This is a genomic window from Granulicella mallensis MP5ACTX8 (genome assembly GCF_000178955.2).
GTDB classification, from domain to species: Bacteria; Acidobacteriota; Terriglobia; order Terriglobales; family Acidobacteriaceae; genus Granulicella; species Granulicella mallensis.
Genome location: NC_016631.1, coordinates 3,806,771 through 3,822,574, shown reverse-complemented (window position 1 = coordinate 3,822,574; position 15,804 = coordinate 3,806,771). Strand labels below are relative to the sequence as shown.

The 15,804-nt window shown below is 62.1% G+C and carries 12 protein-coding genes and 2 riboswitches; all 12 genes read right to left on the bottom strand.

Annotated elements, in window-relative coordinates:
- Window position 1: 1 nt before the first annotated feature.
- On the bottom strand, window positions 2-973 hold the full coding sequence (gene cbiB, locus ACIX8_RS15345; RefSeq protein WP_014266277.1) for an adenosylcobinamide-phosphate synthase CbiB: 972 nt from the start codon (window positions 971-973) through the stop codon (window positions 2-4).
- Window positions 970-2,547, bottom strand: coding sequence for a cobyric acid synthase (locus tag ACIX8_RS15340; protein WP_014266276.1), 1,578 nt, complete (start codon window positions 2,545-2,547; stop codon window positions 970-972). The genes cbiB and ACIX8_RS15340 overlap by 4 nt, the downstream gene beginning before the upstream one ends.
- Complete coding sequence (gene bluB, locus ACIX8_RS15335) at window positions 2,544-3,233, bottom strand: 5,6-dimethylbenzimidazole synthase (RefSeq protein ID WP_014266275.1); 690 nt, start codon at window positions 3,231-3,233, stop codon at window positions 2,544-2,546. The genes ACIX8_RS15340 and bluB overlap by 4 nt, the downstream gene beginning before the upstream one ends.
- Window positions 3,215-3,790 (bottom strand): cob(I)yrinic acid a,c-diamide adenosyltransferase, encoded by a 576-nt coding sequence (locus tag ACIX8_RS15330; RefSeq protein ID WP_014266274.1) that lies wholly within the window; start codon window positions 3,788-3,790, stop codon window positions 3,215-3,217. The genes bluB and ACIX8_RS15330 overlap by 19 nt, the downstream gene beginning before the upstream one ends.
- Window positions 3,787-4,605 (bottom strand): hypothetical protein, encoded by an 819-nt coding sequence (locus tag ACIX8_RS15325; protein WP_014266273.1) that lies wholly within the window; start codon window positions 4,603-4,605, stop codon window positions 3,787-3,789. Before ACIX8_RS15325 ends, ACIX8_RS15330 begins: the two co-directional genes overlap by 4 nt.
- Entirely contained in the window at window positions 4,602-5,165 is a 564-nt protein-coding gene (locus ACIX8_RS15320; RefSeq protein WP_014266272.1) for a histidine phosphatase family protein, read from the bottom strand. The genes ACIX8_RS15325 and ACIX8_RS15320 overlap by 4 nt, the downstream gene beginning before the upstream one ends.
- Window positions 5,162-5,944: an adenosylcobinamide-GDP ribazoletransferase gene (cobS, locus tag ACIX8_RS15315; protein WP_014266271.1), complete on the bottom strand. Its 783-nt coding sequence runs from the start codon at window positions 5,942-5,944 to the stop codon at window positions 5,162-5,164. Before cobS ends, ACIX8_RS15320 begins: the two co-directional genes overlap by 4 nt.
- Window positions 5,944-7,020, bottom strand: coding sequence for a nicotinate-nucleotide--dimethylbenzimidazole phosphoribosyltransferase (gene cobT / locus ACIX8_RS15310; RefSeq protein WP_014266270.1), 1,077 nt, complete (start codon window positions 7,018-7,020; stop codon window positions 5,944-5,946). The genes cobS and cobT overlap by 1 nt, the downstream gene beginning before the upstream one ends.
- Entirely contained in the window at window positions 7,017-8,402 is a 1,386-nt protein-coding gene (locus tag ACIX8_RS15305; RefSeq protein ID WP_014266269.1) for a cobyrinate a,c-diamide synthase, read from the bottom strand. Before ACIX8_RS15305 ends, cobT begins: the two co-directional genes overlap by 4 nt.
- On the bottom strand, window positions 8,399-8,959 hold the full coding sequence (gene cobU, locus ACIX8_RS15300) for a bifunctional adenosylcobinamide kinase/adenosylcobinamide-phosphate guanylyltransferase (protein ID WP_014266268.1): 561 nt from the start codon (window positions 8,957-8,959) through the stop codon (window positions 8,399-8,401). The genes ACIX8_RS15305 and cobU overlap by 4 nt, the downstream gene beginning before the upstream one ends.
- A gap of 117 nt (window positions 8,960-9,076) precedes the next feature.
- Window positions 9,077-9,247: riboswitch (cobalamin riboswitch) on the bottom strand.
- A 73-nt stretch (window positions 9,248-9,320) separates the two neighbouring features.
- Window positions 9,321-11,042 carry an ATP-binding protein gene (locus ACIX8_RS15295; RefSeq protein ID WP_014266267.1) on the bottom strand — a complete coding sequence of 574 codons (1,722 nt, stop codon included), beginning with the start codon at window positions 11,040-11,042 and terminating at the stop codon, window positions 9,321-9,323.
- Window positions 11,039-15,400 (bottom strand): cobaltochelatase subunit CobN, encoded by a 4,362-nt coding sequence (locus ACIX8_RS15290; RefSeq protein ID WP_014266266.1) that lies wholly within the window; start codon window positions 15,398-15,400, stop codon window positions 11,039-11,041. Before ACIX8_RS15290 ends, ACIX8_RS15295 begins: the two co-directional genes overlap by 4 nt.
- A gap of 190 nt (window positions 15,401-15,590) precedes the next feature.
- Window positions 15,591-15,780, bottom strand: a riboswitch (cobalamin riboswitch).
- Between the last annotated feature and the right edge of the window lie 24 nt (window positions 15,781-15,804).

Below are 15,804 nucleotides of genomic sequence, written 5' to 3'. Positions count from 1 at the left end.
ATCAGCTGCGCTTCCTTGGCTGGGCGAGTGCCGTCAGCAGAACACCCAGGGTTAATCCAACGAGTGACGCCACGGATACGAGACGAACGGCCTGGACTGCTTTGGAGGGCTTGGCAGGAGGGAACTCCTGTCCCATGCGTTGTGCAGGGATCAGCTCACCCGCATAGGTATTGTCTCCGCCGAGTGATACGTGCAGAGCCCCGGCCATCGCACTCTCCGGCTGGCCTGCATTGGGACTCTTGTGTTTGCTGCCGTCACGTTGCCAGGTCTGCCATGCGGCCTGTGCGTCGGAGGGAGCGACGAGATGCGACGCCGCGACGAGGCTGAGAGCCGTCAGGCGCGCGGGGATGTAGTTCGCCGCGTCGTCGAGGCGGGCTGCAGCCTTGCCGAAGTAAAAGTAGCGGCTGTCGGCGTGGCCGATCATGGAGTCGAGTGTGTTGACCGCCTTGTAGGCCATCGCGAGGGGAACACCGCCGAGTGCCATGTAGAACAGCGGCGCCATGATTCCATCGGATGCACTTTCAGCGACAGTCTCAATGACGGCACGGCTGATCTCCTGCGCATCAAGCTGTTCGGTGTCGCGGCCGACGATCCGCGCAAGGCGTTTACGTGCGAGAGGCAGATCATCGCTCTCTAGTGCATCGGTGACGGCTCTGGCTTCCTGTTCGAGGTTGCGTGCCGCGAGACAGGTCCAGCCGAGCAGGAGCTCTGTCGCGTCCCCGAGAGAACTACTGTAGCGACGCATGAACTGGAGCAGGCCTGCGGTAAGCCAATACGTTGATCCAACGACGGCGACGGTAAGAGCTGCGCCTGAGAAGAGTTCGGATGCGGCACTCTGGTCCGGATGCCGCAGCGCTGTTTCACCGCGCGAGATCGCGAGGCCGATGAGGCGGACCGGGTGAGGAAACTCCTCGGGATCTCCTGCAATCTGATCGAGTAGATAGGCGGCGGGAAGAAGGGTGCTCCGGTTCAAGACTGCGTCTCCTTGTTGCTTTGTGCGCTGTAGGAGAGGCCTGCGCAGGCGAAGATCTGTTCCATGTCGAGCGAGGCGCGCACCGTATCGGCAAGGCGATTCAACGACTCTTCGCGCTGCTGCTTCCAGTGATTGAGAGACATGTCCCGTGCCAATCCATAGAAGGCCCGGGCAGCCGCGAGAAAGATGTGGCGGAAGTTGTCGTCGTCGAAGAGGCCGTGGAGGTAGCTTCCGAAGATGCGTCCTTCGTGCGCGGTGCAGCCGTCGAGAAGGCTGTCCGCAGTCGATTCAGTTTCAAGCTGCGCAAACGGTTTTGCGCCTTCGAGGTAGCGGGTCTCTCCGATGTGGATCTCGTACCCGCTGATGGGCACAGACGGGGTTGGCTGGCTGAAGAGCGAGGTAGCGATGAGTTGGCCGGAACTGATCCTTGTGACCTTTTGCGGCTGCATTGTCGTGTGGATCGGCAGCAGTCCCAGCCCGAGGATCACTCCCGCGCGTTCCATGCCTTGTGGGTCGGCAATCTCTTCGCCCAGCATCTGCATGCCGCCACAGATGCCAACGACGAGTCCGGTGCGGGCGTGATCCGTGAGCAGGGGTGCCAGGCCTTCGGAGCGCATCCACAATAGATCGTCCGCCGTCTGTTTGCTGCCGGGAAGAATGACGATGTCAGCGTTGGCGAGTTGTCCCGCCGTGCGACAGAATCGCAGCGATACGGAAGGCTCGGCGCGCAGGGCGTCGAAGTCCGTGAAGTTGGAGAAAGAAGGCAGTGCAATCACGGCGATTCGCAGTGGCCTCGCTGGATCGCTTGAAATAACCCACGGCTCGCTATGTTCTGAGAGAGGGGAGGGAAGCCCCAGGCTGTCTTCTTCGTCGATTGTGAGTTGAGGAAGATAGGGCACGACTCCGAGGCACGGCTTGTTGAGGCGCTCTTCGATCATGCGGACGCCGGGTTCGAGGAGGGAGACGTCGCCGCGAAATTTGTTGATCAGGAAGCCATGAATGCGGTCCTGCTCGTGAGGATCGAGAAGCGCAACGGTGCCGAAGAGCGAGGCGAAGACTCCGCCACGATCGATATCGCCGACCAGCAGGCAGGCGGCATCGGCGAGTTCGGCCATGCGCATGTTCACGATGTCGTGTTTCTTGAGATTGATCTCCGCCGGTGAGCCAGCGCCTTCGAGGATGATGACATCGTTCTGCGCGGCGAGAATCTCATAGCTCTCACGCACGACTGGCAACAACTCTTCCACGCGGCGCAGATGGTAGTCGGACGCCGTGAGCTTGCCCCAGATCTTTCCTCGCACCACGATCTGCGAGGTCATGTTTCCCATGGGCTTCAGGAGGATGGGATTCATGTGGACCGTGGGCAGGATGCCAGCGGCCTCAGCCTGGAGCGCCTGGGCGCGGCCGATCTCGAAGCCCTCCGGCGTGACCGCGGAGTTAAGTGACATGTTCTGCGACTTGAAGGGCGCGACACGATAGCCCTCCTGCGCGAAGATGCGGCATAGCGCTGCCGTCAGCAACGATTTGCCGACGTGCGAACTGGTTCCGAGCACCATGATGGCGCGAGCTCTCACGAGGCAGTCTCCTCCGTGTAGCGTTCGTAGCATACGGCGGTGGAGAGAGGCACGCGCTTCTCCCATCCAAAGCGTTCGAGGTCAGGCGCCGAGGCGAACTGATCGACGTAGCCCAGGCAGAGGTAGGCGACAGGAAGAATGTGTTCCGGGATATGCAGCACTGCACGGAGTCGCACGGGATCGAGGATACTGACCCAGCCGACACCGACTCCTTCGGCGCGTCCAGCCAGCCAGAGATTCTGGATGGCGCATACCGTCGAGTAGGCTGCGGTCTCGGGCATGGTGTGGCGACCCAGCCTATGGCCGCGCGCAGCTTGCGTATCGCATACGACGCAGAGGTTCTGCGGCGCTTCAAGAATGCCTTCGAGCTTGAGAGCCGAGTATTGCTCGCCTTGCGCTCCGGAGTAGGTGGCTGCCGCCTGGAGGTTCGCCTCCTCGAAGATGTTGTGTACCTCTTTGCGGGTGGCAAGATCACGAATCACGATGAAGCGTGAAGGCTGCATGAGCCCGACGGAGGGGGCGCTGTGCGCCGCGGCCAGCAACCGCTGGAGCAACTCATCCGGCAGCGGACGATCGACGATGAAGCCGCGGCGGACATCACGCCGCGCGGCGATCGTGCGATAGACCGCTGCCCGCTCGGATTCGCTGAAGGCCAGGTCTTCGGGATTTACCAGGCTCTCGACCATTTAGGACCGCCTTTGGACTCGGGACGGAGTCGCGACTCGACGCCCGCGTTGAACTCGATGAGACGGCCGAAGAGCCAGATGACATCGGAGAGCCGGTTGAGATAGGGAAGGATCGTAGGCTGCACGACGCCTCCGCTTTCGATGAAGCGGACGGCTGCGCGTTCCGCGCGGCGGCACACGGTGCGGGCCATCTCGTAGGCTGCGGATTCAGTATGGGCTCCGGGCAGTGACCAGTCGGAGAGGATGCCCTCGGTCGCCTCAATCTGGTGGACGAGGTTCGTGAGTTTGTCGATGTCTTCTTCGGTGACGACGGGCGGCTGTTTCTTGCTCTCAGGAGGTGTGGCGAGGGCAGAGCCGACGCGAAAGAGCGTCCGTTGGATGTCTTCGGTCCAGGTAGCGATCTCCTTGTTCTGGCAGATGCTGCGGGCAAATCCGAGGACTGTATTCAGCTCGTCGACCGAGCCGTAGGACTCGACGCGAAGGTCTGCCTTGGAGACGCGGATGCCGCCGGCCAGGCCGGTTTGTCCGCCGTCGCCGCGTTTGGTTGCGATGCTCATGATTGATCTCCTGATGTTGCGGGGCTGAGGGTTTCTTCCATCGTGATGCGCAGTGTCTTGATAAGGGGAGGGCGGTTGTATTCGAGCACGAGTTCGTCGTTGAGGAAATCCAGAACGAGGGGCGGTGTTTCCGAGAAGAGGACCTCTTCTGAGAAGAACCAGGGCTTGGTTGGGCCAAGCTCTTCGATCGTGTTGGCGTGGACGATCACTGCGGGAACCTCGAAGACACCAGCCTGTAGAAGAGTGTAGGCGCGATGATAGCCATCGCGCAGAAACCAGCGGTCGCGATAGGAAGCGACCTCGAAGAAGGGGCCGCCTGCGTGGACGCTGAGCGGGAAAGCGGCGTCGATCGTGGTCCTAAGATGCAGGTTCGGATTTGTCGATTGCAGGACCAGGGTGTGGGCCGCATTATCTTGCAGCCGGTCGAAGAGAACGGGCTTTGCCGGGCCGAAAGAAAAGTCGAGCAGGGCAGTCCAATCTTTTGCAGCGGGGGCCGGGGGATGCGGAAATTCAGGGTTGAAGGAGAGCCTGCGCTGAAAGGCGAGAAGAGACCGCAGGTCGACGACACCAAGAGACCAGGTGAGGCCTGTCATCTCGTCGAGCAGGTCCGGTCTTGTGGCGTGCTGCAGGAGCGCATCCCTCAACTGTGCGCTCTCTTGTGTGAGCACGACGGTTGACTGCTGAAAGGGCGTACGCTGTGCAACGAGATGCTCGGCTTGCGATGGCTTCGTGCGGTCGAAGGTGCTGACGCGAAACTCATAGTCGTCGAGTCCCCAGCCGGCAAGCTCTCGAACATGGACCTGCTTGTGGCTCATAGGCTCTCCAGGTTGATTGGATAGGAGAACGTGCAACAGTAAGAGTTCGTTTTCTCCCATGCTTCCTGCTCGTTGCAACCGTGCAGAGAGCGCAGGACGGTGCGCATGACTCCGGCGTGCGTGACCACGGCAATTCGCTGGCGCTCGGCGAGGCTGAGGAGAGGGGCAATCTCGGCCAGGACTCTACTCTCGAAGTCCGCGAAAGATTCACCACCGGGTGCGGTCAAAGCTGGAAAGGTCTCGCTCCAGCGGCGCGCGTACTCTGCATCGCGCTGTTCGATCTCGGCCCAGGTCAGACCCTCCCAGTCGCCGAAGTGAATCTCGCGCAGGCCCTGCTTTGGGGTGAGCGGAGCCTTGAAGGCTTGCGCGAGCGGTTCTGCTGTGTCCACGGCACGACGCAGATCGCTGCAAAAGATCGCATCGAAGTGTTCGGCGGTGAGACGCGCGATCAGGTCGGTGACCTGTTGTTGGCCAGTGGCATTAAGCGGCGGATCGGAGTGTCCGCAGAAGGTTCCCGCCAGGTCGGTTCGGGCGTGACGAATGAAGAGGAGGCCGTTCACAGGGTCCACGCTCCGCAGAGATAGACGCCGAGTTCAGCGAGCTGATTGGTAGCTCCGAAGCAGTCACCTGTGACACCGCCGATGCGGCGCTTGTAGTAGAGGCCGGTAAACAGAGCCAGCACAATGGAGATAAGAATCGGAGCGACCGCGCCCGTTCTGAGCAGACAGGCTGCGACGGCGAAGCTGAAGAGAGTGCCGCCGATGAGGGTGCCGGTTGAAGTGAGGCGTGCGATGCGCGCGCCCTGTCCGTTGAACTCCTGCCCTTCGGTTTGTGTGCGGGCCGAGGGGAGGAAGTAGCTAAGGGGAAGCGTCGTCCAGCGGCACAGCATGTGGCCGACGATGAGATAGGTTGCAACCTGCGGCAGGGGAAGAGAGGCGATCAGCACGACGCGGCCAAGAAGGCTAAGCCCGAGCGCTATGCCTCCGTAGCTGCCGATGCGGCTATCGCGAAGGATGCGCAGAATCTGTTCGCGGTCGGTTCCGCCACCGAAGCCATCGGCCGTATCGGCAAGACCGTCCTCGTGCAGGCAGCCTGTTACGAGGACGAGGCACAGAACGACGAGGAACGCAGCGACAAGCCTTGGAAGATGCGGGGCGAGTAGAAGATGCAACAGTGCGGCGATGCCGCCGACAACGACGCCTACGAGTGGGAAGAACTTGACGGCTCGCGAGAGGGAGTCGGCTTCGTAGGGCTGCGATGGGACCGGAATACGCGTGAGGAACTGGAGGGCGGAGAGAAACTCCGATCCTGTCCTGCGGATATAGACGGCCGGGCTCATTACGCGGCTCCGCTCACGCCTGCCGAAGTGAAGGTCGCCATCTGCGTATAGAGGGCGACGGCCGATTCGAGGATGGGCATGGCAAGTACCGCTCCGGTGCCTTCGCCGAGACGCATGTGAAGGCTCAGAACGGGCACCAGGTTCAGGTATTGCAACAAAAGTCTGTGTCCGGGTTCTTCGGACTGATGTCCTGCAATGAGATAGCCCTGGGTGTTGGGGGAGAGCGCGACGGCAATGGCTGCGGCAGCGGTGGAGATGAATCCATCGATGACGATGACGAGCTTGTGCTGGGCTGCGGCGAGAACCATGCCGGCCATCGCGGCGATCTCCAGTCCGCCAACGCAGCGCAGCACTTCAAGCGGCGAAGCATTAGCAGCGGAACCGCCGAAGTGCTTCGCCACTACAGCTTGCACAACACTGACTTTGCGTGCGTGAGCTTCGGGATTGAGGCCTGTGCCTCGGCCCGTAGCTTCAGAGGCGGCAGAGCCCGTGAGGGCGCAGGTGATGGCGCTGGCCGAGGTGGTATTGCCGATGCCCATCTCGCCGATGGCAATCATCGTCTGCCCAGCGGCAACAGCGTTGGCAGCGATCTCCGCGCCGACGGCGAGGGCCTGCGCCAGCTGCTCGCCCGTCATCGCTGTCTCGTGCAGCATGTTGCGCGAGCCTCTCGCAACCTTGCGATGAAGCAGACCGGGGATATCGTTGAAGTCGGTGTCAACGCCGACATCGACGACGCGAAGCTCTGCATGATGCAGTCGCGCCAGCACGTTCACTGCAGCTCCCTGCGCGAGAAAGTTCAGGACCATCTGGTGCGTGACTTCGCGAGGATAGGCGCTCACGCCCTCTGCGGTGATCCCGTGGTCCGCGGCGAAGACATAGACACCTTTGCTGATGGGCTCAGAGAACTTTTCTTCACGAATGGCGACGATCTGGGCTGCAAGGTCTTCCAGCCGCCCCAGACTGCCGAGAGGCTTCGTAAGGGTGTCGAGATGCGCTCGTGCTTTTTGCCGCCAGAGTTCGCTGGGGAGCTCGATGCCGTGCGTGATCGAATCGAGTTGTTGCGTGAGGGAATTCATCGGGTCTCCTGGGCGATAGCTTCTGTTGCCGAATGCCGGATCTGTTCCACCAGGTGCTGAGCCACTGCTGGAGCGGTGCGAAAGTGCAGATGGACGTAGCTCGCGAGAACATTCCCGAAACTATAGCCTTCCTCCTCCTGATGTCCGGAGAGGGAGTACTGCACGCAATAGCTGGTGGATATTGTGGGTGCGTTAGTGACGCGAGAGTAGTGGAAGCTATGGCCTCGCAGAACTGTCCCGCGTGCGCCGAGCAGGCAATCCTGTGTGAGTTCAACGGTGACGTAGCCGAACCGAACGAGCTTGCTCGTCATCTCCATCGCGAGGGGGAGCACGCCCGCCATGTTGTGCGCTGTGCCATCGGCTGCCGTGAGCTGTTGGGAGAGATAGATCATGCCGCCGCACTCGGCATAGACAGGGCGATCGGAGGCGGCGAAGTCTCGAATCGATGAGAGCATCGAGGTGTTTGCGCTGAGTTGCTGCGCGTAGAGCTCTGGGTAACCACCGCCCAGATAGAGGGCATCGAGGTCTGGAGGGAGTGCTGCATCCAGCAAGGGGCTGAACGGGACAATCTCCGCACCGTGCTGGCGCAGGAGGTCGAGGTTGTCCTCGTAGTAGAAGCAGAAGGCGCGGTCTCGCGCCACGCCGATTCGTACGGCGGTCTTTGGTGTCTCTCGCAGCGAGGGAGCCTGTTCGAGGTCCAGTCCGCATTCGAGCGAGAGGAGCGCGTCCAGATTGAGGTGCTCTTCCGCAAGAGCTGCCAGCCTGTCGAGCTGTTGCTCGTGGCCTTCTGACTCCTCTGCAGTACGCAGGCCGAGATGCCGTTCGGGAATGGCGATCAAGGGCTCACGCGGCAGCCAGCCCAGGATGGGCGTCTGGCAGGCGGAGAGGATCGCTGTTTCGAGCATCCTGAAGTGGCGCTCGCTGGCGACGCGGTTGAGAATAATGCCTGCCAGCGGAAGCTCGCGGTCGAAGTGCTCGAAGCCCAGGACAACGGCAGCGATGCTCCTGGCGCTCTTACTGGCGTCGAGCACCAGGACGACGGGCAGCTTCAGCAGCTTGGCAATCTCTGCGCTGCTGCCGGTTTCGGTGGCACCGTCCTTGCCGTCGAACAGGCCCATCATGCCTTCTACAACGACGGCATCGGCGCCCTCCGCGTTTTGGCGAAGAACTTCTTCATTCGCTTCGTGCGAGAGCATCCATGTGTCGAGATTGCGTGCAGCGCGCCCTGCGATGCGGGTATGGTGGCCTGTGTCGAGGAAGTCGGGGCCGCCTTTGAAGGGCTGAACGACTAATCCGCGGCGGCGCATGGCGGCCAGGATCGCAAGCGTGACGGTGGTTTTGCCCACTCCGCTGGCGGTCCCGGCGATGAGGAATCCCTTCACGACTGCACCTTCGCGGGGACGGTGCCCTTGAGTGCGAGGGGAAGCCCCGCAATCATGAAAAGCACTGTGTCCGCTGTCGCGGCAACGCGCTGATTGATCTCACCGACGAGGTCGCGAAAGCGGCGGCCAAGTTCGTAGGCTGGAACCACCCCGCTGCCCACTTCGTTGGATACGAGGACGACTGTGCAGGATGCCGTGCTGAGTGCGTGACAGAGATCTGCGATGTGAGCCTGGACCTGTTCGGAGTCTTCGCCGCAGGCCTCGAGGAGGTTCGCCGCGAACAGGGTGAGGCAGTCGATGAGAAGGACGTCGCAATCCTTGCCTGCTTCGCGAATCGTCCGGGACAGGTGGAGCGGCTCTTCGATCGTGGCCCAGGAGGAGGGCCGTTCGGCGCGATGACGCTCGATCTTGGCGTGCATCTCGGCATCGTCGCGGCGCTCCGCGGTGGCTATGAACGTAACTCGTTCGGAGCGTTCGGCGATTTGTTGCGCATATCGGCTTTTGCCGCTGCGAACGCCGCCGAGCACGAGAGTTACGGAGACGGGTTGATGCTGCATACATCGCTCCTGGCATCCAGTGTGAGATCGCCGGACACTGAGCGGGAAGTGGTAGATAGGCAGCTGCCACGGCCTGGAGGGCGCGTGGATATGCTCTTCAACTCTCCCAGCGAAGTTGAATTAAGCCCGTATCTGGCCGGTCTCCTGACTTGCGCCTCGTGGAGCTTGATCGGCCTTCCCAGGACTCTGATCCCAGTGACCTTATATGCCAGGCTCTTAGCGCTTACAGTTACGCGGTAGTGACGGATTTGCACCGTCTTCCCGAACACCAGATATCCGAGTTATACCGCTCGCGGAGGAGGTGGGTCAATCACGCAAAACGTGGTACAGCTTCGTGATTGACCGGTTCCTGCTTCCTCGTTTATCCCGAAAGCCGATGCAAGGTGAGAATCGCCGCATCACTGGATTCGAGATTCTCCAGCCCCACATACTCTGCGGCCATGACCTCTGCCAACTGGCGAGGCCGCCCCAACCGTTCGGCGGAGTTTTCGGTATCGACCACGAGGGCGGTGGCCTTGATCCGGCTCGCAATCTCCAATGCCTCCTGCCAGGGGTCGCCCTCTCCAAGAGAGACATTTGCTCGCCCATCGGTGAGAAGCACCAGGACCGTTGCCGGTGTCAGGTAGTTCTGTGCGAGATCGAGGGCATGGGCCAAAGGGGTTCTGCCGCCCGTGGGCAGATACTCGAAGGCGGTGATGGCTTCGGGGAGTGTCCGCGTCGGCTCAAGCACCACCTGCGCTGCAGTGCCGCGAAAGACGATGATGGCAGCCTCGTCCCCATTTTTGAAAGAGCGTGTCAGCAGGCTGGAAGCCGCGCCTTTGACGAGGCGCATTCTCTCCTGTGCTGCGTGGGAGCCGCTTGAATCGATGACGAAGAGATATCGGGTGCCTGTCGCCGGCTGCCGCACTCGTTCGTGAAGATCCTGCAGGCGCGGCTGAAGGCTTCCGGTCTCCATTACGGCGTGGTTCAAGGTAGCGCGAAGGTCGAGCTCTACGGGAGTTTCAGACCGGCGTGCTCCGACCGCAGGCCCCGGCTGGTGCGCCTGCGCCGGAGCGCTGTTGCCGCGTGCTGCGGCGTCTTCAAACTTCGCCTGCACCTTGGGCGTCTTGATCTCCCTTGGAGCGAAGATTCGTTCCTGGGCCTCGCCTGCGTTCTGCGCCTGGTCTTTGTCGGAGGCCTCGGAAGGAGCGTCTTGCGGTGTCTGGAGTGCTGGCGGCTGGGGTGCCGGGGGACGACTTCGTTCCTGGGCGCGATGCACGAGTACCAGCGGCAGTACGGCGGCTACATGGTGGGGCTGTACCGAGGCATCGCCGGTGAGGGCAGCGTAGGCGATGGAGGCTCGAACTGCCGCGAGATCGGCGCGCAGGGAGCGCACGCCCCTTTCGCAGACGGCGGCGCTGATCTGCGCGAGAATCTCTTGCGAGCACAGAACGCCGGAGAGCTGTGCGCGTGCGCTGAGGATCTGTTCGCGAAGCTGCTGTTCCATCTCCGCCCAATCCGCGAGGAAGACGGCCGGATCGCGATCGAAGGCGATGCGGCGTTCGACGACGGTTTGCCGTTCGGCAGGCTCCAGAGGAGCGGTAATGTTCACCGCAAGCGCAAAACGGTCGAGCAGTTGGGGCCGCAGCAGGCCCTCCTCCGGGTTCATGCTGCCGAGCAGGACGAACTCGGCTGCATGGGAGGCGCTGAAGCCTTCGCGCTCGATCACGTTGACTCCGCTCGAAGCGGTATCGAGCAGGGTATCGCCCAGATGGGCTGGGAGAAGATTGACCTCGTCCACGTAGAGGACGCCGCCGTGCGCTTCTGACAGCAGACCGGGCTTTAGCGCGGGATCGCCTTTGAGGGCGCGCTCCAGGTGCAGGCCGCCGAGCAGCCGGTCTTCGGTCGCACCGATCGGCAGGTTGATGAAGGGGCTGGGCTGGGGCAGAAGAGCGGCAAGCGCGCGCGCCGTGGTGGTTTTGCCGGCGCCTTTGTCTCCCCGCAGGAGCACGCTGATGCGCCAGTCCACGGCTGCGAGCAGCAGGGCCAGCTTCATCTCTTGCTGTCCGGCGATGGCGGAGAAGGGATAGATGAAAGGCTTCATTGGACGATCTCGCGCCTCCGTTCGCCCTGGGCTTCTAACAGCGTCTCACTCTCCAGCAAGACTTCACGCAGGGCGTTCAATGTCTCTGGTGCGGGGTTCTCCCAGAGCTCGCGCCGGGCTGCTTCGAGCAGCCGCTCGGCGATGGCGTTCAGCGCCCACGGATTAGAAGCGCTTAGGAAATCGCGCATCTCCTGGGACAGCGCATAGTGCTCGGCGAGGCCCTCGTAGACGAAGTCCGGAGCGATGTGTGCAGTGGAGTCGAAGCCGAAGATGTAATCGACCGTGGCCGAGAGTTCCAGGCCGCCTTTGTATCCATGCCGCTTGATGCTCTCGATCCACTTCGGATTGATGACACGCGAGCGGTAGACGCGCAGCGCTTCTTCTTTGAGGTCACGGACCTGCGCGTTCTCAGGGCGCGAGCTGTCGCCGAAGTAGGCCTTGGGTTGCACGCCTGTGAGTGCGCGGATGGACGCGATCATGCCGCCGTGAAACTGGAAGTAGTCGTCGGAGTCGAAGATGTCGTGCTCGCGGTTGTCCTGGTTGTGCAGCGCGACCTGGATCGCCTTCAGGCGTTCCGCAAACACAGGCTGAGCATCGACGCCGTCCGTGCCCTTGCCGTAGGCGTAGCCACCCCAGGCGAGGAAGGCGCGTGCAAAGTCCTCGTCGCCGTGCCAGTTGCCGGTTTCGATCAGCGGAAGAATGCCGGCGCCATAGGAGCCGGGCTTCGATCCGAAGATACGATAGCGAGCCTGGGCCTCCGCCTCATGCTCGGGAAGATCTTTATGCGCCTCGAGATCCGCGAGATAGTGCTTGCGTGGGAAGTTCTGTTCGAGCGGTTCGTCCAGTTCGACGACGAGAGAGATGGCCTGGTCGAACATATCGATCAAGTGAGGAAAGGCATCGCGGAAGAAGCCGCTGATGCGCAGTGTGACGTCCACGCGCGGGCGTCCCAGTTGTTCGAGCGGGATGACAGCAACGCCTTCCAGTCTGCGGGACTGCGCGTTCCAAACGGGCTGCACTCCCAGCAGAGCAAAGGCCTCGGCGAGATCGTCGCCGTGAGTGCGCATCTGCGAGGTTCCCCAGACGCTCAGGCCCATCATCTCGGGGTACTTGCCCTCCTCCATGCGGAAGCGTTCGATGGCTTCGCGGGCGAGTTGCTGCCCGACGCGCCATGCGGCCTGTGACGGTAGAGCGCGCGGATCGACGGCGTAGAAGTTGCGCCCCGTAGGTAGAACGTGGGCCATGCCGCGCGTGGGTGCGCCAGCCGGTCCGGCTGGGATGTACTTGCCTTCGAGAGCGTCCAGAAGGTGCTCGATCTCGTCGCCGGTCTGTTCGAGGTTCGGCACGAGTTCTTCGCAGGCGAAGATGAGCGCTTGCGTGATGTCCTCGGATTGGAGGCCGAGCACGGCCCGTTGAACGTCAGCGATTTTTTTCGTGCGAAACCCAAAGGTCTCCAGCATGGTGAAGAGATCGAGCGAGGCACGGTCGAGCAGCTCCAGCACGTCGGCTCGTGTGTAGCAGGTCTGGTCGAGAATCTCTTGCGGCTCTTCCAGCCGTTCTCCAGGCTTGTCGAGAAGGCTCGCGAGATCGAAAGAGAACGCCGTCGCGAGGCTCGCCTGCAGGCTCGGTGTGCTGATGTTTGCCAGCCGCGTGAGCGAGCGAAGCATCTCGGGGAGCGGGGGCATCTGTCCCAGGATGTGGAGACCGTCGCGAATCTGTGCCATGCCCAGTTCGCAGAGGTAGCCGTCGAGATCTTCGATGAGATGCGCAACTTCGTTGCCGGTCATCGAGGCCAGCGTCGTTGGAACGCCCTCCGGCGTCAGCGCGTCGTCCCACTCATGAGTGTGGTCGCCGCGTTCGCGCGTGAGCATCGTCTTGGTGTCGAGATCGGTCTTGAGATTGGTGCGCTCCACCAGCTCCCAGATCTGCTGCTGCAGGTATGGCAGCTTCTTGGGGTCCAATTTTTCTACGGCGTAGTACTCGTTCACGAGCTGGTTCAGCTCCGCCAGTGGGCCGTAGGTTTCTGCGTTGGTCATCGGCGGCGTGAGGTGGTCGACGACGATGGCGTGGGCCCGTCGCTTGGACTGGCTGCCTTCGCCGGGATCGTTGAGGATGAACGGGTAGATGAGCGGTAGATCGCCCAGCAGCAGATCGGGGTAGCACTCACCCGAGAGGCCTATGCCCTTGCCGGGAAGCCACTCAAGCGTGCCGTGCTTGCCCATGTGGACGATGGCATCCGCACCCCAGCCGCCTTCGGATTGCGGTGTTCCCAGCCAGCGGTAGAAGGCCGTGTAGTGGTGTGTCGGCGGCAGGTCGGGCGTGTGATAGATCGTGTCGGGATCGATACCGTAGCCGCGCGGGGGCTGTAGAGCGATGAGCGCATTGCCGAGGTCCATCGCGGCGAAGAGGTAGTCGTGTTCGTCTCCCCATGGCTCTTCCTGCTCGATGGACACGACCTTGCCGCCGATAGTGGGGAGCAGCTTCTTGTCCGTCTTCTTGGCAGGCAGAACGCTGAAGCCCCGATCCTGAGGTTGTCCCCAGAAGTCCTGCATCCTGCGGTTCGGGCGGTCGGGGAAGGTTGCAAAGATCTTCCGGTAAACCGCTCGGGAGAAGCGCTTGGCCTGCGCGGGATCGAGCGGATAGTTGTCGTCGTAGGTGCCATGCTGCAGCAGGCTCTGCATCAACTCGTCCGAAGTTTCGGACAGGGCAGAGACGTTGTACCGGCGCGCACGCATGGCGTGGAGAGTAGTCAGGAGACTCGCCGGTGTATCGAGGCCCACAGCGCCACCAACCTGCGAGGCCTTCGCCGCGGAGTTCGTCAGCACGAAGGCAATGCGGCGTTCGCGATTGGACTTGCGGCGCAGAGTCGCGAGACGTGCAGCGATTCCGGCGACGCGGTCCACTCTGTCCGGCTGCGCAACGTAGAGATTGTCTGTTCCGGCGGCGCTGCGTTCCTTGAACGAGACCGGCACGGTGATGATGCGGCCATCGAACTCGGGAATGGCGACGTTCACGGCGGTGTCGAGAGCGTTGATTCCACGACGCGAGCCTTCCCACGCCCCATACTGCATGCCGCTCGCGATGGCCTGCAGCACAGGAATGCCGAGCTGTTCGAGAGAGCCCACGGCCTCGCCTGCAATGGTTACAGAGCCGGTGTTCACCTCTCCGAGCGCAAACGATAGCGTCGAAATCAGAACATCGGCTTTGCCTTCGATCAGGCCGAAGGCTGCGGGCCGGCCGTTCTCCTTCGACTTGAGGCTTGAGGTGAAGATGCAGAGCGCATTCATGCCCTTGCTCTTTAGTGCTTCAGCGATCGCGTCGATGAAGCTGGTGTTTCCGCTCATGCGATGCGCGCGATAGAAGAGTACCGCTGCGGTCGGCTTTGCGGGATCGGCCTGGCGCTGCCAGTCTTCAAAGGTCGCGGCGTCCATCTCCGGCAGGTAGATTCCGTGCTCCGGCATAGGGCTCGGCGTGGTGTATCCGAAGCCGGTAAGCATCAGGCGGTCGGAGAGGAAGCGGAACAGCTCGCCAAAGTTGGAGACGCCTCCAAAATCGAGGTAGCCCGAGGCAGTCTGCATCACATCGGCGGGCACGTTGATCGTCTCGGAAAACTCCGAGGCGTTATCGCCTGTGCCGCTCACCAGTACCAGCGACTGTCCGCGCTCGATGCAGGCCGCCTTCAGACGGTCGAAGCCGGGGATGCCGCTGAGCGGCCCATGGCAGCGCACGACGATGACCTTGGCCTTGCTCATCTCGCCGAGGATCAGCACGTTCATCTGGTCTTCGGTGCGGAGTGCGTTCAGGGAAAAGCCGCTGACGCGCAGCTCTTCCGGCAGCGTCTCCGAGGATTTGATGAGCGTAAGCAGATCGGTATCCGCGTGCGAGAGCAGCATGATGGCGCCGTTCGGCTGCACGATCTCAAGCTGGGTTAGCCCCTCTGCGGGGCTGGGCAGGCGAACGTCCCAGTCGTAGTAGTTGAAGACGTATTCGCTCAGCTCGGAGGGCGGCTGCAGGAAGCGGTCCGCCTTCAGCATGGAGTCGATGTACTCGTAGATCTGGCGTACCTGCCACTCGCTGTTGACCGAGTGGAACCAGATGCTCTTGCCGTCGAAGACGAGACTGGCGACGTTCGCCAGGGCGCAGGGCCCGATGCATCCGCCCTTGGTCAGGTGGACGTCGTTGCGGATCTTGCGCTTGAGCCACTCCTCTGTGTAGACGTCGACCGGTACTGCGGCATAGCCGCGCTCGGTGATGCCGCAGCAGCAGCCGGTGTAGCAGTAGGTCAGGTGCGCGCGGTGCTGGGTGATGTTGAAGGCGCGCCCATCGGCACGGATGACGCGTTGGCGGTAGGTCGGCATGGCTACATCTGCTCCGAGAGGTTGTTTTGGCGGATTGACCGAACGAGATGCGGGCCGCGCAGGGAAAGGCACGGGGGCATAGCCACGCGCGCGACAGCGGTCGTGAGGCTGCGCAGGGTCAGCAGGGAGGGATACGGGTTGTCTTCGATGGAACGTAAGCTCAGGCGCAGGGTTTCTGTCTCCGCAGAAAGTTGCAGTTCGAACCCTGGCAGGTCTCCTGGCTCAAAGACGACATCTGAGTGTCTGCCGCTATCCTTCCCCGGTCTTTCCCGAGTGGTACTGCTAGCGGCTCATCTTTGTTTACAGTGGCGGGACCGCGCCGGTTTTGCTCCGGACTTCCCTTTTAAGCCCATGTGGGCACCGTAGGTCAACACCATTAGTATCACGCGTAATCCCACGCGGGA

Coding starts and splice junctions, on each gene's coding strand:
- bluB (WP_014266275.1), bottom strand. CDS start 3,233: ATGGTCGAGAGCCTGGTAAATCCCGAAGACCTGGCCTTCAGCGAATCC.
- ACIX8_RS15330 (WP_014266274.1), bottom strand. CDS start 3,790: ATGAGCATCGCAACCAAACGCGGCGACGGCGGACAAACCGGCCTGGCC.
- ACIX8_RS15325 (WP_014266273.1), bottom strand. CDS start 4,605: ATGAGCCACAAGCAGGTCCATGTTCGAGAGCTTGCCGGCTGGGGACTC.
- cobS (WP_014266271.1), bottom strand. CDS start 5,944: ATGAGCCCGGCCGTCTATATCCGCAGGACAGGATCGGAGTTTCTCTCC.
- cobT (WP_014266270.1), bottom strand. CDS start 7,020: ATGAATTCCCTCACGCAACAACTCGATTCGATCACGCACGGCATCGAG.
- cobU (WP_014266268.1), bottom strand. CDS start 8,959: ATGCAGCATCAACCCGTCTCCGTAACTCTCGTGCTCGGCGGCGTTCGC.
- ACIX8_RS15295 (WP_014266267.1), bottom strand. CDS start 11,042: ATGAAGCCTTTCATCTATCCCTTCTCCGCCATCGCCGGACAGCAAGAG.
- ACIX8_RS15290 (WP_014266266.1), bottom strand. CDS start 15,400: ATGCCGACCTACCGCCAACGCGTCATCCGTGCCGATGGGCGCGCCTTC.